This window comes from Gordonia sp. NPDC127522 (assembly GCF_042672305.1).
Classification (GTDB): domain Bacteria; phylum Actinomycetota; class Actinomycetes; order Mycobacteriales; family Mycobacteriaceae; genus Gordonia; species Gordonia hongkongensis.
In genome coordinates this window covers 35,497-57,760 of the sequence record NZ_JBHXVK010000006.1, presented here as the reverse complement: position 1 = coordinate 57,760, position 22,264 = coordinate 35,497, and the positions used below count along the sequence as shown (strand labels likewise).

The 22,264-nt window shown below is 68.7% G+C and carries 18 protein-coding genes and 1 riboswitch; of the genes, 10 read left to right on the top strand and 8 right to left on the bottom strand.

Annotated elements, in window-relative coordinates; translation table 11 throughout:
* The first annotated feature begins 44 nt into the window (after positions 1-44).
* From ACFVHY_RS13030 to ACFVHY_RS13015, 4 genes are all read left to right on the top strand, one after another.
* A complete protein-coding gene (locus ACFVHY_RS13030) occupies positions 45-941 on the top strand; it encodes a c-type cytochrome (RefSeq protein WP_390272317.1) in 897 nt (298 codons plus the stop codon).
* Positions 938-2,095: a ubiquinol-cytochrome c reductase iron-sulfur subunit gene (locus ACFVHY_RS13025; protein WP_165629893.1), complete on the top strand. Its 1,158-nt coding sequence runs from the start codon at positions 938-940 to the stop codon at positions 2,093-2,095. Before ACFVHY_RS13030 ends, ACFVHY_RS13025 begins: the two co-directional genes overlap by 4 nt.
* On the top strand, positions 2,092-3,714 hold the full coding sequence (locus ACFVHY_RS13020) for a cytochrome bc complex cytochrome b subunit (protein WP_058253078.1): 1,623 nt from the start codon (positions 2,092-2,094) through the stop codon (positions 3,712-3,714). Before ACFVHY_RS13025 ends, ACFVHY_RS13020 begins: the two co-directional genes overlap by 4 nt.
* A gap of 209 nt (positions 3,715-3,923) precedes the next feature.
* On the top strand, positions 3,924-5,372 hold the full coding sequence (locus tag ACFVHY_RS13015; protein WP_390272314.1) for a diacylglycerol kinase family protein: 1,449 nt from the start codon (positions 3,924-3,926) through the stop codon (positions 5,370-5,372).
* 114 nt (positions 5,373-5,486) lie between these two features.
* Here the strand turns inward: ACFVHY_RS13015 and ACFVHY_RS13010 are convergent, their stop codons facing one another.
* Together ACFVHY_RS13010 and ACFVHY_RS13005 are read right to left on the bottom strand one after the other, a co-directional pair.
* Positions 5,487-5,903, bottom strand: a complete 417-nt coding sequence (locus ACFVHY_RS13010; protein WP_058253080.1) for a cytochrome c oxidase subunit 4 — start codon at positions 5,901-5,903, stop codon at positions 5,487-5,489.
* A 2-nt stretch (positions 5,904-5,905) separates the two neighbouring features.
* Positions 5,906-7,003 (bottom strand): cytochrome c oxidase subunit II, encoded by a 1,098-nt coding sequence (locus ACFVHY_RS13005; RefSeq protein ID WP_078112804.1) that lies wholly within the window; start codon positions 7,001-7,003, stop codon positions 5,906-5,908.
* Positions 7,004-7,406: 403 nt separating this feature from the next.
* Here ACFVHY_RS13005 and asnB point away from each other — a divergent pair, with 403 nt between their 5' ends.
* On the top strand, positions 7,407-9,332 hold the full coding sequence (gene asnB, locus ACFVHY_RS13000; RefSeq protein ID WP_058253082.1) for an asparagine synthase (glutamine-hydrolyzing): 1,926 nt from the start codon (positions 7,407-7,409) through the stop codon (positions 9,330-9,332).
* Positions 9,333-9,387: 55 nt separating this feature from the next.
* Here asnB and ACFVHY_RS12995 read toward each other — a convergent pair whose 3' ends face one another.
* From ACFVHY_RS12995 to ACFVHY_RS12980, 4 genes are all read right to left on the bottom strand, one after another.
* Positions 9,388-9,702, bottom strand: a complete 315-nt coding sequence (locus ACFVHY_RS12995; RefSeq protein WP_068972093.1) for a multidrug efflux SMR transporter — start codon at positions 9,700-9,702, stop codon at positions 9,388-9,390.
* Positions 9,703-9,711: 9 nt separating this feature from the next.
* Positions 9,712-9,778, bottom strand: a riboswitch (guanidine-III (ykkC-III) riboswitch).
* 65 nt (positions 9,779-9,843) lie between these two features.
* Complete coding sequence (locus ACFVHY_RS12990) at positions 9,844-10,821, bottom strand: carbohydrate kinase family protein (protein ID WP_390272310.1); 978 nt, start codon at positions 10,819-10,821, stop codon at positions 9,844-9,846.
* Positions 10,822-10,997: 176 nt separating this feature from the next.
* Positions 10,998-11,357 carry an iron-sulfur cluster assembly accessory protein gene (locus ACFVHY_RS12985; RefSeq protein ID WP_058253100.1) on the bottom strand — a complete coding sequence of 120 codons (360 nt, stop codon included), beginning with the start codon at positions 11,355-11,357 and terminating at the stop codon, positions 10,998-11,000.
* Between the two features lie 216 nt (positions 11,358-11,573).
* A complete protein-coding gene (locus tag ACFVHY_RS12980; protein ID WP_390272308.1) occupies positions 11,574-12,656 on the bottom strand; it encodes a glycerate kinase in 1,083 nt (360 codons plus the stop codon).
* A gap of 226 nt (positions 12,657-12,882) precedes the next feature.
* Here ACFVHY_RS12980 and ACFVHY_RS12975 point away from each other — a divergent pair, with 226 nt between their 5' ends.
* Genes ACFVHY_RS12975 through ACFVHY_RS12965 form a run of 3 tightly spaced genes read left to right on the top strand, consistent with a single transcriptional unit; the run spans position 12,883 to position 16,232 of the window.
* Entirely contained in the window at positions 12,883-13,572 is a 690-nt protein-coding gene (locus tag ACFVHY_RS12975; RefSeq protein WP_269552845.1) for a DUF3043 domain-containing protein, read from the top strand.
* A 3-nt stretch (positions 13,573-13,575) separates the two neighbouring features.
* Positions 13,576-15,417 (top strand): nicotinate-nucleotide--dimethylbenzimidazole phosphoribosyltransferase, encoded by a 1,842-nt coding sequence (gene cobT, locus ACFVHY_RS12970; RefSeq protein WP_390272305.1) that lies wholly within the window; start codon positions 13,576-13,578, stop codon positions 15,415-15,417.
* A gap of 17 nt (positions 15,418-15,434) precedes the next feature.
* On the top strand, positions 15,435-16,232 hold the full coding sequence (locus ACFVHY_RS12965) for an adenosylcobinamide-GDP ribazoletransferase (protein WP_390272303.1): 798 nt from the start codon (positions 15,435-15,437) through the stop codon (positions 16,230-16,232).
* Positions 16,233-16,248: 16 nt separating this feature from the next.
* On the opposite strand, the gene ACFVHY_RS12960 is transcribed toward ACFVHY_RS12965, so the two are convergent.
* Both ACFVHY_RS12960 and gcvT read right to left on the bottom strand, forming a co-directional pair.
* The gene (locus ACFVHY_RS12960) at positions 16,249-17,355 is read right to left on the bottom strand and encodes a branched-chain amino acid aminotransferase (RefSeq protein WP_058253105.1); all 1,107 of its coding nucleotides are present in this window, start codon (positions 17,353-17,355) and stop codon (positions 16,249-16,251) included.
* A gap of 91 nt (positions 17,356-17,446) precedes the next feature.
* On the bottom strand, positions 17,447-18,556 hold the full coding sequence (gene gcvT / locus ACFVHY_RS12955; RefSeq protein WP_165629884.1) for a glycine cleavage system aminomethyltransferase GcvT: 1,110 nt from the start codon (positions 18,554-18,556) through the stop codon (positions 17,447-17,449).
* Positions 18,557-18,665: 109 nt separating this feature from the next.
* Here gcvT and ACFVHY_RS12950 point away from each other — a divergent pair, with 109 nt between their 5' ends.
* Together ACFVHY_RS12950 and sucB are read left to right on the top strand one after the other, a co-directional pair.
* On the top strand, positions 18,666-20,213 hold the full coding sequence (locus tag ACFVHY_RS12950) for a leucyl aminopeptidase (protein ID WP_068972096.1): 1,548 nt from the start codon (positions 18,666-18,668) through the stop codon (positions 20,211-20,213).
* Between the two features lie 242 nt (positions 20,214-20,455).
* The gene (gene sucB, locus ACFVHY_RS12945; RefSeq protein WP_390272300.1) at positions 20,456-22,264 is read left to right on the top strand and encodes a 2-oxoglutarate dehydrogenase, E2 component, dihydrolipoamide succinyltransferase; all 1,809 of its coding nucleotides are present in this window, start codon (positions 20,456-20,458) and stop codon (positions 22,262-22,264) included.

Sequence of the window (22,264 nt, the reverse complement as noted above, 5' to 3'; positions counted from 1 at the left end):
GCTCGATCTAACAACAGTCCGTCCCGCTTAGTAGAGAGTCACAGATGAGTTCATCTCCACCGCGTCCGTCGGATAGCGGCACCGAGGTCGGACCCGATGCCTCGGCCCGACGCTCCTCTGCACGCGACGCCGGCCGCCGCGCCAAGGCCCGACGCAAGCTCCGTCGGCGCGCAGGCGGCACCATCGTGCTGCTGGCCGGCCTCGTCATGGCGGGTGTGCTCGCCTCGGTGCTGACCCCCGAGCCGCAGGTCGCGGTCGCCGACGAGAGCAACGCCGCGATGATCGACGACGGTCGCAAGCTCTACGAGACCTCGTGCATCACCTGCCACGGCGCGAACCTGCAGGGCGTGCCCGAGCGCGGTCCCGCGCTTCTCGGTGTCGGCGACGCCGCCGTGTACTTCCAGGTGTCGACCGGACGTATGCCGGCAGCGCGCGGTGAGGCACAGGCGCAACGCAAGCCGGCCAAGTTCACCACCGAGCAGATCGACCAGCTCGGCGCCTACATCCAGGCCGAGGGTGGCGGACCGCAGGTGCCGCGCAACGCCGACGGAACGGTCGCGCAGGAGTCACTGCGCGGCGACAGCATCGGACGCGGCAGTGAGCTGTTCCGGCTGAACTGCGCGTCGTGCCACAACTTCACCGGCCGTGGTGGCGCACTGTCCTCGGGCAAGTTCGCGCCGAACCTCGACGGTGTGAACGAGGCACAGATCTACACCGCGATGCTGACCGGTCCGCAGAACATGCCCAAGTTCTCGAATCGTCAGCTCGATCCGGAAGAGAAGCGGGACGTGATCGCCTACGTCAAGTACGTGAGTGAGGCAAAGCCCAGCGGTGGACTCGGAATCGGCGGTTTCGGTCCGGTCAGTGAAGGCATGGTCATGTGGTTCGTCGGCGTCATCGCCATCGTCGCCGGCGCCATGTGGATGGGATCTCGAGCATGAGCGCGAACGACAAAGACGTCCCGTCGCGGGACGAACTCGAACAGATGAGCACCGATGAGCTCGTCAAACTCGGTACCAACCTCGACGGCGTCGAGATCATCCACCGGTCCGAGCGTTACACGGTACCGGGCACCAAGGTCGAGAAGCGGGCCGAACGTCAGGTGGCCATCTGGTTCACCGTCGCCGGTGTGTCCGCCCTCGCGTGCCTCGGGATCTTCCTGTTCAACCACTGGGAATTCGCCCTCCCGGACGATCCGAACTACTGGTGGTACACGTTCAACACGCCGCTCCTCGGCGTGACATTCGGTCTGTCGGTGTTCGCCATCGGCGTCGCGCTGATCCTCATCACCAAGAAGTTCATCCCGGCCGAGATCTCGGTTCAGGATCGTCACGACGGCGGATCGGCCGAGGTCGACAAGAAGACGATCGTCGGTCTGCTCCAGGACACCGGCGCCACGTCCACCCTGGGTCGTCGCAAGATGATCATCGGCTCCGCCGGTTTCGGTCTCGGCGCCTTCGCGGTCACCGGACTCGTGGCCTTCCTCGGTGGCTTCATCAAGAACCCGTGGGCCGAGGGCCCCGACTCGCCGCTGTGGCATTCGGGATGGTCGCCGATCTACAACCCGCCGGAAGCGCCCAACGAGACCATCTACCTGCGGCGTGACACCGGCAACCCGTTCCAGGTCGCCCTGGTCCGGCCGGAAGATCTCGACGCCGGCGGTATGGAAACCGTGTTCCCGTGGCGTCGTTCGGACGGGTTCGGCGAGTCCGAGCACTCCCGCCACCTGCTGGAGGAGGGCCTGCACCAGGTCCGCAACCCCGTCATGCTCATCCGTCTGCGTCCCGAGGATGCGGCCCGTGCGGTCAAGCGCAAGGGTCAGGAGAGCTTCAACTACGGTGACTACTTCGCCTACACCAAGGTCTGCAGCCACCTCGGCTGCCCCGCCTCGCTCTACGAGCAGCGGAGCAACCGCATCCTGTGTCCCTGCCATCAGTCGCAGTTCGACGCGCTCGAGTACGCCAAGCCCATCTTCGGACCGGCCGCACGTGCGCTGGCACAGCTGCCGATCACGGTGAACAACGAGGGCTACCTCGTTGCCGCAGGCGACTTCATCGAGCCCGTCGGTCCGGCATTCTGGGAGCGTAAGTCATGAGCATCGCCGAACGCCTCGGCACTCAAGCCGAAGAAGTGGACTCGCGGTATCACCTCGCCGCGGGCATGCGTCGCCAGATCAACAAGGTCTTCCCCACCCACTGGTCCTTCATGCTGGGCGAGATCGCGCTGTACAGCTTCATCATCCTGCTGGTGTCGGGCGTCTACCTGTCGCTGTTCTTCGATCCGTCGATGACGCGCGTGGTGTACGACGGCGCCTACCAGCCGCTGAACGGCGTGATGATGACCAAGGCGTACGAGACGACGCTGAACATCTCGTTCGAGGTGCGCGGCGGTCTCTTCGTCCGTCAGATCCACCACTGGGCGGCACTGCTGTTCGCCGCGTCGATCATCATCCACATGATGCGCATCTTCTTCACCGGTGCGTTCCGACGCCCGCGTGAGGCCAACTGGATCATCGGTTGTCTCCTGCTGATCCTGGCGATGTTCGAGGGCTTCTTCGGTTACTCGCTCCCCGACGACCTCCTGTCGGGCACCGGCGTCCGCGCCGCCATGAGTGGCATCGTCCTCGGTATCCCGGTCGTCGGCACCTGGATTCACTGGGCACTGTTCGGCGGCGACTTCCCCGGCGTCATCATCATCCCGCGCCTCTACGTGCTGCACATCCTGCTCTTCCCGGGCATCATCCTGGCTCTGATCGGCGCACACCTCGCGCTGGTCTGGTACCAGAAGCACACGCAGTTCCCCGGCCCCGGCCGCACCGAGAAGAACGTCGTCGGCGTCCGCATCATGCCGGTCTTCGCCGCCAAGGCCGGCGCGATGTTCGCCTTCGTCACCGGCGTCCTGGCGATCATGTCGGGCGTCTTCCAGATCAACCCGGTCTGGAACATCGGTCCGTACAACCCGGCACAGGTGTCCGCCGGATCTCAGCCAGACATCTACATGATGTGGACCGACGGTCTGATACGTCTGTTCCCGGCATGGGAGCTCTACCTGGGCAACTACACGGTGCCGATGTCGAACTGGGTCGTGCTGATCATGACCATCATCTTCGGCCTGATGTTCGCCTACCCGTGGATCGAGAAGAAGCTCACCGGCGACGATGCGCATCACAACCTGCTGCAGCGTCCCCGCGACACCCCGGTGCGGACGGCGATCGGCTCCATGGCGGTCTCGTTCTACATCCTGCTGACGATCGCATGTATGAACGACATCATCGCGTTCAAGTTCCACATCTCGCTGAACGCGACCACCTGGATCGGGCGCATCGGTCTGATCGTCCTGCCGCCGCTGGTCTACTTCATCGCCTACCGCTGGGCACTCTCGTTGCAGCGCAGCGACCGCGAGGTCCTGGCACACGGCATCGAGACCGGCATCATCAAGCGGCTGCCGCAGGGTGAGTACATCGAGGTCCACCAGCCGCTCGGCCCGGTCGACAGCCATGGTCACCCGATCCCGCTCCCCTACGAGGGCGCGGCACTGCCCAAGCGGATGAACAAGCTCGGCTCCGCCGGTGCCCCGGGTACCGGTTCGATCCTCACGGCGGACCCGCCGGAGGAGCAGCTGCGCAACGTCGAACTCGAGCACGAGATCGAGGCAGGCGAGCGAAAGGCCCTTCGCGAGCTGCAGGCCAAGGGCGGCAACCCCTTCGGCGAGTAGTCGCAGTAAATCGCGCGACCCACCGCGGGCCGTCGAGCACCATCTGGTGCGCGACGGCCCGCGGTTCGTTTGCGTGGTGGGTCCGCGTCTTCGACCGACACCACTCCCCTCCCCCGGGGTGGCTGCCGGGACGGGTCCGATGTGGCACGGTGTACCCCATGCACCGGTCACCTCCCCGAAGTTCCGGTCTGTCCCAGATCACCCGCGGGATGGGCACTCTCGATGCCGAGATCTACGATTCGATCGCCCGGTCCCCGAGTCCGCTCCTCGACGTGACGATGCCGATACTCACCCGGGCCGCCGACCACTCGAAGCTGTGGATGGCGATCGCCGCCGGGCTCGCCGTGTCCGGCCGTCCCTCGTTGCAGCGCGGCGCCGCACGCGGACTGGTCTCGCTCGCCGTGACGAGTCTGGTCACCAACCAGGGGGCGAAGCGGATCCGCAACCGCTCGCGGCCCTCCCACGGACTGATCCCGTTGTCCCGGCGGGGTCGTCGACGCCCGACGTCGAACTCGCTGCCGTCCGGACACTCCGCCAGTGCTGCCGCTTTCGCGGTCGGTGTGGCCGTCGAGAATCCGCCCGCGGGTCTGTTGTTGTCGGCACTGGCCGGGCTCGTCGGGCTGTCCCGGGTGGCGACCGGGGCACACTACCCCGGCGACGTGGTCGCAGGGCTCGGCATCGGCGCCGTGATCGCCACCATCGGTGCCCGTGTCGTGCCGCCCATCACCGAGCCGTCGCTGTCCCTGGCCGCCCCGTCCGTCGTCGACGTGGGACCCAACCCCGACGGGACCGGGCTGGTCGTCGTCGTGAACCCGGGCTCCGCGGACGGGCGGGGTCGCCGTGTGGTGGAGGCGATCCGCGCCGGGCTGCCGGCCGCCGAGATCATCGAGCTCGACGACACCGACGACATGGCAACCGTTTTCGCCGACGTCGCGGCACGCGCGGAGATCCTGGGGGTGGCCGGCGGCGACGGCACCGTGGCATGTGCCGCCGCTCCTGCGCTGGCCGCCGACATCCCCGTCGCGGTCTTCCCGGCCGGCACGTTCAACCACTTCGCGCGCGACATCGGTTGCGGCACGGTGGACATTACGATCGACGCGATCCGTTCGGGTTCGGCGTCCCGTGTCGACGCGATGTGGCTCAACGACTCCCGCCTGATCCTCAACACCGCGAGCATCGGCGCGCACCCCGACTTCGTCCGGGTCCGGCGACGCCTCCAGCGGCGGATCAGCCGGCCGCTCGCGACCGCGGCGGCCGTATTGCACGTCCTCCGCAAAGATCCGCACGTCCGGATCGAGGTGGAGGGCCGTGTACTCGATGCGTCCCTGTTCCTCGTCGGCAACTCGATCTACCAGCCCACCGGATTCCTGCCGTCGCGACGCGTCCGGCTCGACGACGGCCTTCTCGACGTACGGATCCTCGAGACAAGCCACCGCTGGGCGACCCTGCGACTCCTGGGTTCACTCGCGCTCGGTCGTCTTGAACGCTCTCACCTGTACCACGAGATGCAAGTCCCCGAGTTCCGCTTCACCGCGGTCGACGGCCCCGTCGCGGTCTCACACGACGGCGAGGTCGAGGAGTCGTTCTCGCAGGCCGACTTCCGCGTGGACTACCGCGTCCTGAAGGTCTTCCGGCCGGTCGGCCGGCAGCGTCCCTGACCGCTCACCGAGGGTTCCTCGGCGAAGACACGAAAGCGCCCCACCGGAGATCCGGTGGGGCGCTTTCGTGGTGCGTGCGCGGCGCCGTGCCGCGGCGGCGTCAGTGTCTGTCGCTCAGTGCTTCTCGGGACCGACGTGGTACTCGAAGACCAGGCCCGCCGCCGTGCCCATGATGACCACGGCCGCGAAGATCGCCAGCCAGAAGTTACCGGTGGCGAAGCCGACCGCGAAGGTCGAGGCGCCGAGCGCGATCAGGATGGGCCACCAGGAGTGCGGGCTGAAGAAGCCCAGCTCGCCGGCGCCGTCCTCGACCTCGGCGTCTTCGTAGTCCTCGGGGCGGATCTCGACGCGTCGGGCGACGAACCGGAAGAACGTGCCCGCGATGAGCGTCAGGCCGGCCGCGAAGAACAGGCCGACGACGCCGACCCACTCGATGCCCTTGCTGGTGAACGCGGTGAAGAGGGTGTATGCGACGCCCGTCAGAAAGAAGAAGGCGGTCAGCATCTCGAAGAGGCGTGCCTCGATCTTCATCGTCAGCTCACTTCCTTGGTGCAGTTGGCGAGGGTCGGGTTGTCGGGATCACCGGTGGCACCGACGGAGCCGTCGGTGGCGCGGCGGGTGTCGAAGGGCACCGTGGTCACCGCTTCGGGTGCCTGGCAGATCGACGCGAGCGCTTCGGCGTTGGTGGCGCTGGGGTTCGCCTCGCGGAACCGTATGTAGCTGTCGAAGTCCTCCGGCGAGACCGCGCGGACCTCGAAGTTCATCATCGAGTGGTACGTACCGCACATCTCCGCACAGCGACCGACGAAGGCGCCGGTCCGGTCGATCGACTTGATCTGGAAGATCGGGTCGGTCGCGTTCTGCTCGGGGAACGGGAAGACGTCGCGCTTGTAGAGGAACTCCGGCACCCAGAACGAGTGGATGACGTCGGCCGAGGCGATGTTGAACTCGATGCGCTTGCCGGTCGGCAGCACCAGGACCGGGATCTCCGACGACGAGCCGACCGTCTCGATCCGGTCGAACTTCAGGTAGTCGCGGATGTCGTCGTCACGGCCACCGGCCGGACCGGGCAGCTCACCGTGCTCGCCACCCTCGTCGCTGCCGGCGTGCTCGGTCTCGGCGCCGCTGCCGGTCTGGGCCTGGACCTCGAACGGGTTGCCGTTCTGCTCGAAGCCGTTGTAGGTGGTGCCGTCGGAGAACTCGACCTGGTTGTAACCGAACTTCCAGTTCCACTGGAACGCGGTGACGTCGACGACGACCTTGGAGTCGTTGTTCTTGCCCTCGACGTTGTTCTGCACGATGACCGTGAAGTAGAAGAGCACGGCGATGATGACGAACGGGATCGCCGTGTAGGTGAGCTCCAGCGGCACGTTGTATGCCGTCTGGCGCGGGAACACGCCCTTCTTGGCGTCGTTCGCGCGGTGGAACGTGATCGTCCAGAAGATCAGCGCCCAGACCAGGACACCCATGACCAGCGCCGCGATGACCGACCAGGTCCACAGATCGACCATCTCTTTGCCGTCGGGCGTGACGCCCTCGGGCCAACCGAAACGCATCGCCTCACTGGCGCTGCAACCCGACATCAGCAGTGCGCCGAGGCCGAGAGCGGCGACGAATCCGAGTCGCTTCATCGTCCGCGACGCTGATGAGACACGCCTCGCTCGGGGCCGTCCACCGTGTGCCAATTTCACGCCTTCCTGCTCGCTCACCGGCGCCCTCGCGCCGAGGTGAGTGCATGCCACATGACCTGCACGGGGCAAGGTCTTGCCGTGGACACACAGCAATTCTTGCACCTAGTACTACGCAGCGTAGACCAACCCGCGGAAGCTGTCGGAATCGGGGCGCGATCGGCGTCGTGTCCCCGTCCCTCGGTCCCGCACCGGCGTCCATGGGTCGCTCGCGACAGCCGTGTTCGCTCTCGCGGCCAACCGCGCCACGTGGGAACTCCGCCCGCCGCTTCAGGCATACTCGGACGCGATCCGGCCCGGCGCCGGAATCGTGCGTGGACTGGCAACTGAACGGAGAGAACGAGACGTGTGTGGTCTGCTCGGCCTGCTGACATCCGACGGAACGGCCGCCGATGTCGTCGAACCGGTGGCGGTGGCCTCGCACTGCATGCGGCATCGCGGACCCGACGAGCCCGGCACATGGCACGACGACGACATCGTGTTCGGGTTCAATCGCCTCTCGATCATCGACATCGAGCATTCGCATCAGCCGCTGCGCTGGGGCCCGCCCGAGAATCCCGACCGTTACGCGCTGGTGTTCAACGGCGAGATCTACAACTACCTCGAGATCCGCGCCGAGCTGGCGAAGGACGAGGGGGTGCTGTTCCGGACCGAGGGTGACAGCGAGGCGATCGTCGCAGCGTTCCACCACTGGGGCCCCGACGCCGTCAAACGGCTTCGTGGCATGTTCGCCTTCGCGATCTGGGACACCGAGAACCGCTCGCTCTTCCTCGCCCGCGACCCGTTCGGCATCAAGCCGCTGTTCGTGGCGTCGGGCCCCGGCGGGCTGATCTTCGGCAGCGAGAAGAAGAGCCTGCTCGAGCTGATCGAACGCGTCGGGCTGTCGACCGAGCTCGATCCCCGCGCAATCGAGCACTACACCGTGCTGCAGTACGTCCCGGAGCCCGAGACGATCCACGCGTCGATCCGGCGGCTCGAGTCGGGCTGCCACGCGACCGCCACGCCGGGCAGTCCCCTGTCGATCCGGCGGTACTTCACCCCGCAGTTCGGTGTCCGCCCGGTCACCGAGGCCACCCGACAGAAGCGGTACGACGAGATCGCCGACGTCCTCGCCGATTCGGTCGCCAAGCACATGCGCGCCGACGTCACGGTCGGGTCGTTCCTGTCCGGCGGCATCGATTCGACGGCAATCGCGGCGCTCGCGATCCGGCACAACCCCGACCTCATCACCTTCACCACCGGCTTCGAGCGCGAGGGCTACTCGGAAGTCGACGTCGCCGCCGAGTCCGCGGAGGCGATCGGCGCTCGGCATGTCGTGAAGGTCGTCGGGCCGTCGGAGTTCATCGAGTCGATCCCGTCGATCGTCTGGTACCTCGACGATCCGGTCGCCGACCCCGCACTCGTCCCGCTGTACTTCGTGGCCGCCGAGGCACGCAAACACGTCAAGGTGGTCCTGTCCGGCGAAGGCGCCGACGAGTTGTTCGGCGGCTACACGATCTACAAGGAACCGCTGTCCCTCGCCGCATTCGACCGGTTGCCCCGTGCGCTGCGTCGTGCGGCGGGCAAGGTGTCCGAGCGGATTCCGGAGGGGACCCGCGGCAAGAGCCTGCTGCACCGCGGGTCGCTCACGCTCGAGGAGCGCTACTACGGCAACGCCCGCAGCTTCGACGACGCGCGGCTCCGCGCGGTGCTGCGCGACTACCGTCCCGAATGGACCCACACCGACGTCACCGCACCGATCTACGCGATGAGCCAGGGCTGGGACCCGGTGGCCCGCATGCAACATCTGGACCTCTTCACCTGGCTGCGCGGCGACATCCTGGTCAAGGCCGACAAGATCACCATGGCCAACTCCCTCGAGCTGCGGGTGCCGTTCCTCGACCCGGAGGTCTTCGCGATCGCCGAAGGTCTCCCCCACGACGAGAAGATCGCGCACGGCACAACGAAATACGCGTTGCGCAAGGCGCTGGAGCAGATCGTCCCGGCGCACGTCCTGCATCGCAAGAAGCTCGGCTTCCCGGTCCCCATCCGCCACTGGCTGGCCGGCACCGAGATGTACGACTGGGCGCACGACACGATCACGCATTCGCAGACCGATCACATCTTCGCCAAAGACGCGGTTGTCGCGATGCTCAACGAGCACCGAGAAGGCGTGGTGGACAACAGCCGTCGTCTCTGGACGGTCCTGATGTTCATGGTCTGGCACGGCATCTTCGTCGAGGGCACGATCGTTCCGGAGATCATCGACCACACCTACCCCGTGCGGGTCTGATTCCCCGACAACCGAAGCCGCCCACGAATCCGGGGCGGCTTCGGTGGCGACGGCGTCAGTGCGCGAGCTTCAGACCGATGACCCCGCCGACGATCATCACCAGGAACAGCGCCTTGAGCAGCGAAACCGGTTCCTCACCGGTGGCCATCGCATAGACGACGGTCAGCACCGCACCGATACCGACCCACACCGCATAGGCGGTCCCGACCGGCAGGTCGCGCATCGCATACGCCAGTCCGACCATGCTGGCGACCAGCGCGACCCCGAACACGGCCGTCGGACCCAGCTTGCTGAAACCCTCCGACTTGCCCAGCGCGGTTGCCCACACGGCTTCCAGGACACCGGACACGATCAGAACGATCCACGACATGACGCTCCCTCCGGGCCGTCTTGTCGCACACCGGGTACAGCACCCCTCGTCCGGGAGCCCTCGATCGGGACTCCGTTCCAACGTCTCACGCCGGGGCGGGGGTGGCAACGTCAGACGCGTCACCACCCCGGAGAACCGGACTCAGCCGGCGAACGCCGCCTTGATCTCCGCGGCGGCCTCGGCGCCGTAGGCGCCTTCGATACGGGCCAGCGCCGAGTCCGGGTCCCAGGCCCAGTCCTGTGTCGAGACGGTCTCCAGCACGAGCACCGCGACCATCGAGCCGACCTGCGCGGCCCGCTCGAAGTCGAGTCCGCGCGCCAGCGCGGACAGGAACCCGGCGCGGAACCCGTCGCCGACACCGGTGGGGTCGACCTTCTCCGTCTCCGGCACGACGGGGACGTGGATGCGCGTGCCGTCGCGGTCGACGATCTCGACGCCGTCCTTGCCGAGCGTCGTGACGCGCACGCCGACCATCTCCGCGACCTGCGCCTCGGACAATCCGGCCTTCTGACGCAGGAGTCCCCACTCGTACTCGTTGGTGAACAGGTAGGCGGCGCCGTCGATGAGCGTGCGGGTCTGCTCCCCGTCGAGGCGGGCCAGCTGCTGCGACGGGTCCGCCGCGAACGGGATACCGGCGGCCCGGCACTCTTCGGTGTGGCGGATCATCCCGGCCGGATCGTCGGCCCCGATGAGGACGAGGTCGGGCGCCCCGACCTCCGCGATCACCTCGGACAGCACGATGTCGCGGCTCTCGCTCATCGCGCCGGCGTAGAACGTGGCGAGCTGGGCCATCGTCTCGTCGGTGGTGCACATGAACCGGGCGGTGTGGTGGGTCTCCGAGACCCGCACGCCCCGGCAGTCGACCCCGTTGGATTCGAGCCACTGGCGGTAGTCGTGGAAGTCGGACCCGACCGCGCCGACCAGAACGGGCGCACCGCCGAGCTGACCCATCGCGTAGCAGATGTTGCCGCCGACACCGCCGCGCCGAACGACGAGATCCTCCACGAGGAAGCTGAGGGAGATGTGTTCGAGGTGGTCTCCGAGCAGCTGCTCGGAGAACTTGCCCGGGAACTTCATCAGATGGTCGGTTGCGATGGACCCACACACAACGATTGCCACTGGAGATCTCGACCCTTCGATTGGTTGCCCGACGGATGTACCCAGCAGGTGGTCACCTCACCCGGACAGGTGATGACGCAGACAGGTGTCCACGCTACTCACTCATCGGCAAACGACACCGGCCGCACCCCAAGTGGGATGCGGCCGGTACCGGAAAATTGCTGACGTGTACGGCGTCAGTTGAACGAATCGCCGCAGGCGCAACTGCCGGTGGCGTTCGGGTTGTCGATGGTGAAGCCCTGCTTCTCGATGGTGTCGACGAAGTCGATGGTGGCTCCCTGCACGTAGGGGGCGCTCATGCGGTCGACGGCGAGGGTGACGCCACCGAAATCGGTGGTGATGTCGCCATCGAGAGTGCGGTCGTCGAAGAAGAGCTGGTATCGCAGACCCGCGCAACCACCCGGCTGTACGGCGATACGCAGCGCGAGGTCGTCGCGGCCCTCCTGGTCGAGCAGCGCCTTGGCCTTCGACGCGGCTGCGTCGCTGAGGATGACGCCGGTGCTCGTGGCTGTGCCCGTTTCGTTCTGCACGGTCATGGATGCTCCTGTAAGTGGTGTGGTCCCGGTGCATCGTGGCCCGATGCCGTGGTTGGGGTGTGCCCTCACGGTCGTTCGGGATTCACCCGCTCGCCGGGAGGTCGACCGGTGTGCCCGTGCGTACAACCGTACTCCTCTCCGTGGTATTCCCGTCCAGTCGGACGGGCGTTTCCGGGAGGTCGGCACCCGATTCGGCGGCACGGCGCGACGCCGAGGTCAGCCCGAACCGTCCGCCGCCCGGAAGTCGGATGCGACCGATGTCGCGAGCGCGACGAGCTGATTCTCCGCATCGTTCATCGCGACCTCGACCGATCCGGCGATGTCGACGATCGCGTACGCGGCCGCGACACCGGCCGCTCGGATCTCGTCGGGGCCCAATGCGACCTGCCCCGCGAGGACGATCGTCGGCGCACCCGCGCCCCGGGCGCCGATCGTCGAGGCCGCGTCGTGCAGTGCGGCGACCACCTTGCCCCGGAGCGTCTGGGCGTCGAACTTCCCCTCGCCGGTGACGACGACATCGGCCGCGGCCACCTCGGCCGCCAGCCCGGTCGCCTCCGCGACGACGGTGGCACCGGACACCCGGGTACCGCCGAGCGCGAGCAGCGCCGCACCCAGCCCGCCCGCGGCGCCGGCGCCGGGCTCATCGGCGACATCCCGGTCGGCGAGCGCACTCAACACCTGTGCCCAGTGGGCGAGGCGCGTCTCGAGCAGTTCGACCGTCTCCGGGTCGGCGCCCTTCTGCGGACCGAAGACGGCGGCGGCTCCCGACGGCCCGAGCAGCGGGTTCTCCACATCGGACGCCACCACCAGATCCACACCCCGGAATCGCTCCCGGGCGCGGTCGCCGCCGCCGAGGGCTTCCACGAGGCCGGCGCCGCCATCGGTCGTCGCACTGCCGCCGAGACCGATCACGATCCGCTCGGCCCCGCGCGCCAGCGCCGCCGCGACGAGTTCGCCGACTCCGCGGGTATCGGCCGCCGTCGCCGTCCGCGGCGTCGGCGTCCCGCCCAGCTGGTGCAGACCGCACGCCTGGGCGCACTCGATGTATGCGGTCGACGCGTCGTCGAGAAGCCATCGCGCGATGACCCCCGCCCCGAGCGGACCGGACACCGGTTCGGCGATCACGGTCCCGAACCGCGACGCGAGCACGTCGACGAAGCCGGGTCCGCCATCCGACTGCGGAGCCACGACGAGCTCGTCCCCATGCCGTGCCGCACGCCACCCCCGGGCGATCGCCCGAGCCGCGACCACCGCGGACATGGTGTCACCGAACGAATCCGGCGCGATCAGGATCCGCACCGGGATCCCGCTGTCGGCCCCGTGGGTGCTCCACCGCGCTGCGCGCCGTTCCCGGTCATGAGCACGGAGTGTAAGTGGCCGAGCCCGACCCGGCAGCGCGACATCGACGCAGGGCGGATCCGCGATACACCGTGCGAAGCCGCCGATGCCGAGTCCGCCGGGGTGACCACCCGAAAGCGACGACCACGCGTTTGTCTCGCAACATCGATCACCTAGGCTCTACAGCGTGAAGCTGCCATGGAAGAAGGACGACACCCAGGCGGATTCCGGCGACAGCTCGGTCTCCACCTACACCGCCGACGACGAGTCCGGCACCGACGTCGCGCCCTCCACCAAGGGCAGCAAGTACACCCCGGGCAAGGGTCGTCCGACGCCGTCTCGCCGACAGGCCGAGAACAAGCGACGCGGGCCCGTCGCACCGCCCCCGACGAACCGCGCCGAGGCGCGCGCCCGCAAGAAGGAACTGAAGTCCACGCTCTCCAAAGAGGAGAAGCGCGCACTCTCCGCCGAGCGCCGCGAGAAGCGGCTCCAGCAGCGCGAACGGATGATGGCCGGCGACGAGGCCTACCTGATGCCGCGCGACAAGGGCGCCTCGCGGCGCTACACCCGTGACATCGTCGACGCCCGACGCAACTTCGCCGGGCTGTTCATGCCGTTCGCGATCCTGCTGATCGTGTTGATGTTCCTGGTCCCGCAGGCGGCGGCGCTGACCAACCTGATCCTGGTCGCCTTCGTCGTGCTGATGGCGGCCGACGGTGTGATCCTGGGCCGCATGGTCAACCGGCGGGTCGCCGAACGTTTCCCCGACTCCAGCGACGGCGGTTTCAAGCTGGGCTGGTACGCGTTCACGCGCGCGATGCAGCTGCGCAAGATGCGCGCCCCCAAGCCGATGGTCTCGCCGGGCGACGAAGTCTGATCGATGACCGATCGCGCAGTGCGCACCCTCGTCCTCGGCGGCGTGCGCTCGGGTAAGTCCGCGCACGGAGAGTCGTTGCTCGACGGCCACCGTCAGATCCGCTACCTGGCCACGGGCCCGCTGACGTCCTCCGACGGGGAGTGGATGGATCGTGTCCGGCTCCATCGCGAACGCCGCGACGACCGGTACACGACGATCGAGACGACCGATCTCGGCCAGGCCCTTCGCGCCGCGCCCGACATCCCGGCCCTCGTCGACGACCTGGGCACCTGGCTCACCGCGCAGATCGACGCCGTCCACGGTTGGACGTCGGGTTCGGAGATCGACCTCGACGACCGGATCGACGACCTCTGCGATGCCCTGCGCGCGATGTCGGCCGACGTGGTGATCATCAGCCCGGAAGCCGGCCTCTCGCTCGTACCGCCCACCCCCGCCGGACGGGTGTTCCAGGACCTGCTCGGGACCCTCAACGTCCGGGTCGCCGAGGTCTGCGAGCGCGTCGATCTCGTCGTCGCCGGCCGGGTCCTCAACCTCCCCGCCGGAGCACCCGCCGACGAGGCCGTGAGCCCGCACGTGACCGACGCGGACCCGACCGGGAACGCGGGCCAGGCGTCGGCCACCCCGGCATCGGACACCCCGACGACGACTCCGTCCGACGACCCGACCGCGACGCCTCCGAGCACGGCGGCGGCTGCGGTGGCAACCACTTTCGGCACAGCACCCGAACCTGTTGCGGGCGTAGGCGTCTCGGAGCGGCCCCGGCCCGACCCCACGGATGCCGAGGTGTTCGCGCCGATCGCGCCACCGGACGAGGCGGTTGCGCAGGACGCGCGGAAACGGCAGGCGGTACTCACCAAGCCGCCGGGGTCGCTGGGCCGCGTCGAGGAGATCGGCGTCTGGATCGCCGCCTGCCAGGGGCAGTGTCCGCCCGCGCCACTCACCTCCCCCACCGTCGTCGTCTTCGCCGGCGATCACGGTGTCGCACGCGGCGGGGTGTCGGCGTTCCCACCCGAGGTGACCGCGCAGATGGTCGCCAACATCGCCGCGGGCGGTGCCGCGGTGAACGTGATGGCAGGCCGTGTCGGCGCCGCGGTGAAGGTCGTCGACATGTCCGTCGACGCCGACACCCCGCCGGAACTGTCGCGGTACAAGGTCCGTCGCAGCAGCGAAGACCTCCGCACCACCGACACCATCAGCCTCGCCGAGGCACGCGAGGCGCTGGCCGCCGGCCGCGCCATCGCCGACGACCTCGTCGATTCGGGCACCGACCTGCTCATCGCCGGCGAGATGGGCATCGGCAACACCACCCCGGCGACCGTCCTCATCGGCGCGCTGACCCGGCGCGAGCCGGTCGAGATCGTCGGCCGCGGCACCGGCGTCGACGACGCCGGATGGATGCGGAAGACGGCCGCGATCCGAGACGGAATGCGTCGCGCGCGCAAGGTCATCCACGACCCCCTCGCGCTGCTCGCCGCCGTCGGCGGCGCCGATCTCGCCGCCACCGTCGGCTTCCTCGCCCAAGCGGCGCTGCGTCGGACGCCGGTCATTCTCGACGGCGTGGTGATCACCGCCGCGGCGATGGTCGCCAACGAACTCGCACCGGGCGCGATGCGCTGGTGGATCGCCGGACACCGATCGGTCGAACCCGCCCATCAGATCGCGCTCGACCACCTCGATCTCGTTCCGGTACTCGACCTCTCGATGCGCCTGGGCGAAGGCAGCGGTGCCGTCCTGGCTCTGCCGATCGTGCAGTCGGCAGCAGACCTGCTCGGCTCGATGGCCACCTTCGACGAGGCGGGGGTGTCCGACCGGGAGGACGAGCACGCCAGCGTCGAGACGACCTGACGCCGAACCGATCTGAGATGATCTCGCCGATCCGGGCGCTGCGAACCGCGTTCAGCTGGCTCACGGTGGTACCCGTCGGTGGTCACGTAGGCGCTTCCGCACCCGACCGGGAGCTGGGAGCGGCGGTCATGGCGTCGGTCCCGGCGATCGGCGCCGCCCTGGGCGCGGCGTCGGCGGGACTGGCTTTCGGGCTCGCGCAGACCGACCTCCCGGCGCTCACGGCGGGCGTGCTGATCGTCGTGCTGCTCGGCGTCGCCACCCGGGGCATGCACCTCGACGGGCTCGCCGACACCGCGGACGGACTCGGGTGTTACGGGACGCCCGATCGTGTCACCGAGGTCATGCGCAGCGGCACCGTCGGACCGTTCGGCGTCGCGACGCTGGTCCTCACGCTCGCCGTGCAATCAACCGGGTTCGCCGCACTCACCGATCAGTGTCGTTGGTATGAGCTCGCTTTCGCGATCGCGCTCGGGCGGCTCGGCGCAGTCGTCGGCACCCGGCGGTCCCTGGAACCGGCCCACCCCAACGGTTTCGGCGCCTTGGTCGCGGGGACCCAGCGCACCTCGGTCGCCGCGTGGTTCGTCGTGGCCCTGCTCGCAACCGTGCCGCTCGGACTGTCCGCCAACGAAATCGACGGCGGCCACGTCGAGGTGGCCGCCGTCGTCCAGGGGTGTGCGATCGTGCTGGCCGTGACCGCCTTCGCATGGTGGTTCACGAGGCACTGCGCTCGCCGGATGGGTGGGATGACCGGCGACGTGCTGGGCGCGACCATCGAACTCGGGGTCGCGATCGGCGTCGTCGGCCTCCTGCTCTGAGGCGTCGTGGCGCCGCTCAGCGGCGGTAGAGCTCGGTCATCCACCCGTGGGTGTCGGCGAAGGTCCCGCGCTGGATGCCGGTCAGGGTGTCACGCAACGCCTGCGTCACCTCACCGGTCTCACCGTTGTTGATGGTGTAGTCCTCGCCCTCACCCTTGACCCGGCCGACCGGGGTGATGACCGCGGCGGTGCCACAGGCGAACACCTCGGTGATGTCGCCCGACGCCACGCCCTTGCGCAGCTCCTCGGTGGTGATCTTGCGTTCCTCGACCTCGAAGCCGGCATCGGTGGCCAGCGTCAGCAGCGACGAACGGGTGATGCCGGGCAGCAGTGAGCCCGACAACTCGGGGGTCACCAGCCGGGCGTCGGCGCCCGAGCCGAACACGAAGAACAGATTCATGCCGCCCATCTCCTCGATGAAACGGCGTTCGATCGCGTCGAGCCACACGACCTGGTCGCACCCCTGCTCGGTGGCCTGCCGCTGGGCGAGGAACGCGGCGGCGTAGTTGCCACCGCACTTGGCGAATCCGGTGCCGCCCGGTGCCGCCCGGACATACTCGGTGGACAGCCAGACACTCACCGGCTTGATCCCACCGGCGAAGTAGGCGCCCGCCGGCGAGGCGATGACCGAGTAGATGTAGCTGGAGGACGGGGCGTTGACGCCGAGGCTGGCCTGCGACGCGAACATGAACGGACGGAGGTAGAGCGCCTCTTCGCCGCCGGCGGCGGGCACCCACTCGTTGTCGGCCTCGAGCAGCGCCTTGAGCGAGGCGATGAAATCCTCGACCGGCAGCGCGGGCATCGCGAGCCGCTCCGCGCTGCGCTGGAGACGCGCGGCGTTCGCCTCGGGGCGGAACGCGGCGATCGAACCGTCCGGCTGCCGATAGGCCTTGAGCCCCTCGAACACCTCTTGGCCGTAGTGCAGAACCGTGGCCGCGGGGTCGAGGGCGATCGGACCGTACGGCTTCACCGTGGCGTTGTGCCAACCCACCCCTGCGTCGTAATCGATCATCACCATGTTGTCGGTGAAGTGGCGCCCGAATCCGGGGGCGGACAGGATCTCCGCGCGCCGGCCCTCAGACACCGGGTGCGGATGCTCGGTACGGTTGAACTCCAAGGTCATCACGCCATCGTACCGCCGGGCACAAAAGCATTTCCCGGCCCGGTCGGCTGACCCCCGGGGCTGCGTGGGACGTCGCGCGAGGGCCCGCAGGTCACACGTGCGACGGCACGAACGGCGGGATCACGACCTCGCACGCCAGGTCCCGCCCGCGGACGTCGACGACGACCTCGTCGCCTTTGCGCACCCCGGACGCCGTATCGAGCAGCGCCAGTGCGATGCCCTGTTTGAGGGTGGGCGAGAACGTCCCCGACGTACAGGTGCCGATCTGCTGGTCCTTCCCCGCCAGGCGGACCACGCACCCCGCACGCGGCACCCCGCGGCCGGTCGCCCGCAACCCGTACAGACGACGCGTCGGTCCGGCCTCCTTCTCGGCGAGTAGGGCGTCGCGTCCGAAGAACGACGGCTTGTCCCAGCCGACCGCCCAACTCGACCGCGCCTGCACCGGCGAGATGTCGGGCCCCAGCTCGTGGCCGTGCAGCGCATATCCCATCTCGGTGCGCAGGGTGTCCCGTGCGCCCAGGCCGGCGGGCAACCCGCCGGCCGCCGTGATCGCTTCCAGCAGGACGTCGAACACCGCACCCGCATCGTCCCACCGCGGCACGATCTCGTACCCGCGTTCACCGGTGTATCCGGTGCGGCACACGCGGACCGGTGCCACGCCGTCGGCGGTCGTCAGGTCGGCGTCGGCGAACGCCATGTACTCCATGTCGGCGGGCAGTCCCAACCCGGCAAGGATCTCGGGCGACTTCGGGCCCTGCACCGCGAGCACGGCCAGGTCACGGTGCTGGTCGGTGATCGAGATCCCTTCCGGCGCAATCGCTTGCAGCTGGGCGACCACGGACGCGGTGTTCGCCGCATTGGGCACCAGGAAGACCTCGTCCTCGCCGACGAGGTAGGCGATCAGGTCGTCGACGACACCACCGGAGTCGTTGCAGCACAACGTGTATTGCGCCTTGCCCGGCACGATCTTGCCGAGGTCGTTGGTGAGCGTCGAGTTGACGAAGGCCGCCGCACCTTCGCCGGACACCAGCGCCTTGCCGAGGTGGCTGACGTCGAAGATGCCCACGCTCTCCCGCACCGCGGCGTGCTCGGCGACCGTGCCGGAGTACGACACCGGCATGTTCCAGCCGCCGAACTCGGCGAAGGTGGCCCCCAGTGCGGCATGACGGTCGGCGATCGGCCCGGCGAGGAGTTCACTCATGCCGTCCACGCTATCGGGCGACCCCGCCGGCCGAGCACGGACGCGGCGTTCGTCTGCACGTCCTCCCACTGGGACTCGGCGCCGCCGGAGCTGTGGCAGAGTTGACCGGGTGAGCAAGAACGACACCGTCGACCGCACGCGCGGCCCCGAACTCGAACTGTCCACCTCGATCGGCAAGGACGACTCCGCCCTGGTCATTGGCCTGATCAGCGCCTCGTCCCCCGACGACGCCGAGAATGCCGACCCCACAGCCGAACCGACCCTCGCCATCGGCGACGGCATCCTCGACGACGCCCAGGCCGCCGCCATCACCGCCGCTCTCACCGCCCTCGGCGCGACCGGGTCCCACGGCGAGGTCACCCGGACCGCGGCTCCGGAGTCGCTGCCCGTCGACATCGTCGTCGCCGTCGGCCTGGGCGATGCCGACAACCTCGACGACGCCGACCAGGTCCGGCAGGCCGCCGGTGTCGTCGCCCGCGAACTGGACGGGCACGAGTCGGTCGCCACCACGCTCTCGGCCGTCGACCTGGCTGCCGCCGCCGAGGGACTGTTCCTCGGCGCCTATCGGTTCGACGAGTTCCGTTCGGACAAGTCGAAGCCCAAGAAGACTCCGCCGCAACGCATCACACTGCTGGTCGAATCGAAGTCCAAGGAGGCCAAGGCCGCTGTGGAGCGCGCGGTCGCCGTGGCCGACTCGGTGGCGATCGCCCGCGACTTCGTCAACACCCCGCCGAGCCACCTGTATCCCGAGGAGTTCGCCGCCCGCGCCCGCACCCTCGGCAGCAAGGCCGGACTCAAGGTCGAGATCCTCGACGACAAGCAGCTGGAGGCGCAGGGTTACGGCGGGATCATCGGCGTCGGCAAGGGCTCGTCCCGGCTGCCGCGCCTCGTCCGGCTGACCCACACCGCGAAGAAGTCGCCGAAGAAGGTCGCGCTCGTCGGCAAGGGCATCACCTTCGACACCGGCGGTATCTCGATCAAACCCGCCGCCAACATGGACGCCATGACCTCGGACATGGGCGGCGCGGCCGCGGTCATCGCGGCGACGATCCTGGCCGCCCGGCTCGATGTCGACGTGACGGTGATCGCCACCGTCCCCATGGCCGAGAACATGCCGTCGTCGACTGCGCAGCGCCCGGGCGACGTGCTCACCCAGTACGGCGGCCGCACGGTCGAGGTCCTCAACACCGACGCCGAGGGACGGCTGATCCTCGCCGATGCCATCGTGCGGGCCTGCGAGGACGATCCCGACTATCTCATCGACACCGCGACCCTGACCGGCGCCCAGATGGTGGCACTCGGCACCCGGACACCGGGCGTCATGGGCACCGACGGGTTCCGCGACCGGGTCGCGGCCCGGTCGGCCGATGTAGGTGAGAACGCCTGGGCGATGCCGCTCCCGGCCGAGCTGCGCGCAGACCTGAAGTCCCGCGTCGCGGACCTGGCGAACGTGACCCCCCACCGCTGGGGCGGGATGCTCGCCGCGGGCATCTTCCTGAAGGAGTTCGTGCCCGAGGACGTGCAGTGGGCCCACATCGACATCGCCGGGCCCGCCTTCAACACCGGCGGCCCGTGGGGTTACACGACGAAGGGCGGTACGGGCGTCCCCGTCCGGACCATCGCGGCCGTGCTCGAGGACATCGCCGCAAACGGCTGAGAACACCTTCGGCGAGCCGCGGCCGAGACCGGTGCCGCGGCCGCCGGAGAATCGTTACCGACGAGTACGAGCCGAACCGAGTCGGCGGCTCACCGTACGGGTAGGGTTGGCCGCGGGGATGAGCGGCTGATCCGCCACTCATCTGCGCGGTCTTCCACCGCCTCCCGACCCCCGTGCCCACGGCGCACACACCACTGGGCATCACCTACAGACCACCACGTCGAGTTCAGGAGTTCACAACGATGGCCTTCTCCGTCCAGATGCCCGCCCTTGGTGAAAGTGTCACCGAGGGGACAGTCACCCGGTGGCTGAAGGAGGAGGGCGACACCGTCGAGGCCGACGAGCCGTTGCTCGAGGTGTCGACCGACAAGGTGGACACCGAGATCCCCGCCCCCACTTCGGGTGTGCTGACCAAGATCATCGCGCAGGAGGACGACGTCGTCGAGGTCGGCGGCGATCTCGCCCTGATCGGTGACGCCGACGAGGCCGGTTCCGACGACTCCGGTTCGGACGATTCCGATTCCGGCGCCGCGGGCGGCGACGAGCCGACCGAGGCCGCCCCCGAGCCCGAGCCCGAGCAGGCCGCCGAGGAGCCCTCCGTCGACGAGGACGCGCCCGCCGAGAAGCCCACCGCCGACACCGGCTCGGGCTCGGCCGAGGGCACCGACGTGCTCATGCCCGAACTCGGCGAGTCGGTCACCGAGGGCACGGTCACCAACTGGCTGAAGGCCGTCGGCGACGAGGTCGCCGCCGACGAACCCCTGCTCGAGGTCTCCACCGACAAGGTCGACACCGAGATCCCCTCGCCGGTCGCCGGCACCCTGCTCGAGATCCTCGCGCAGGAGGACGACGTGATCGAGGTCGGCGGCAAGCTCGCCGTCATCGGTGATGCCTCGGCGGCTCCGTCGAAGAAGAAGCCCGAACCGGAACCCGAACCGGAGCCCGAGCCCGAGCAGGAGTCCGCGCCGGAGCCGGAGTCCGAGCAGGCGCCTGCCCCCGAGGGAGAGCAGAAGCCGCAGCCGAAGGCCCAGGAGTCCAAGGCACCCGAGCCCAAGGCACAGGCCGCGGAGAAGTCCGACCCGCCGACCGTCGAGTCGACCCCGTACGTGACGCCGCTGGTGCGCAAGCTCGCCGCGGAGAACAACATCGACCTGAACGCCATCAAGGGCACCGGTGTCGGTGGCCGCATCCGCAAGCAGGACGTGCTCGCCGCGGCCGAGGAGGCCAACGCCCCGGCGCAGGAGTCCGCCCCGGCTGCCAAGCCCGCGGCATCGTCGGCACCGGCCGCGTCGTCGGGCTCGCCGGAGATCCGGCCCGAGCTCGCCGAGCTGCGCGGGACGACGCAGAAGATCAACCGCATCCGTCAGATCACCGCGAAGAAGACTCGCGAGTCGCTGCAGCAGAGCGCACAGCTCACCCAGGTCTTCGAGGTCGACATGACCCGCATCGCCGGACTCCGCAAGGCGGCGAAGGAGAGCTTCAAGGCGTCCGAGGGCGTCAACCTGACGTACCTGCCGTTCATCGCGAAGGCCGTCGTGGAGGCGCTGAAGGCGCATCCCAATGTCAACGCGTCGATCGACGAGGACAAGAAGGAGATCACCTACTACGACAAGGTGCATCTCGGCATCGCCGTCGACACCCCGCAGGGGCTGCTGTCGCCGGTCATCCACAACGCCGACGACCTGTCGATCGCCGGTCTGGCCCGCGCCATCGCCGACATCGCATCCCGGGCGCGCTCCAACGGCCTCAAGCCCGACGAGCTCGCCGGCGGCACGTTCACCATCACCAACATCGGCAGCCAGGGCGCGCTGTTCGACACCCCGATCCTGGTGCCGCCGCAGGCGGCGATGCTGGGCACCGGCGCAATCGTCAAGCGCCCGGTCGTCATCACCGGTGAGGACGGTTCGGAGTCGATCGCGGTGCGGTCGATGTCCTACCTGCCGCTGACCTACGATCACCGTCTGATCGACGGCGCCGACGCGGGACGCTTCCTCACCACGGTGAAGAAGCGTCTCGAAGAGGCCGCCTTCGCCGCGGACCTGGGCCTCTAG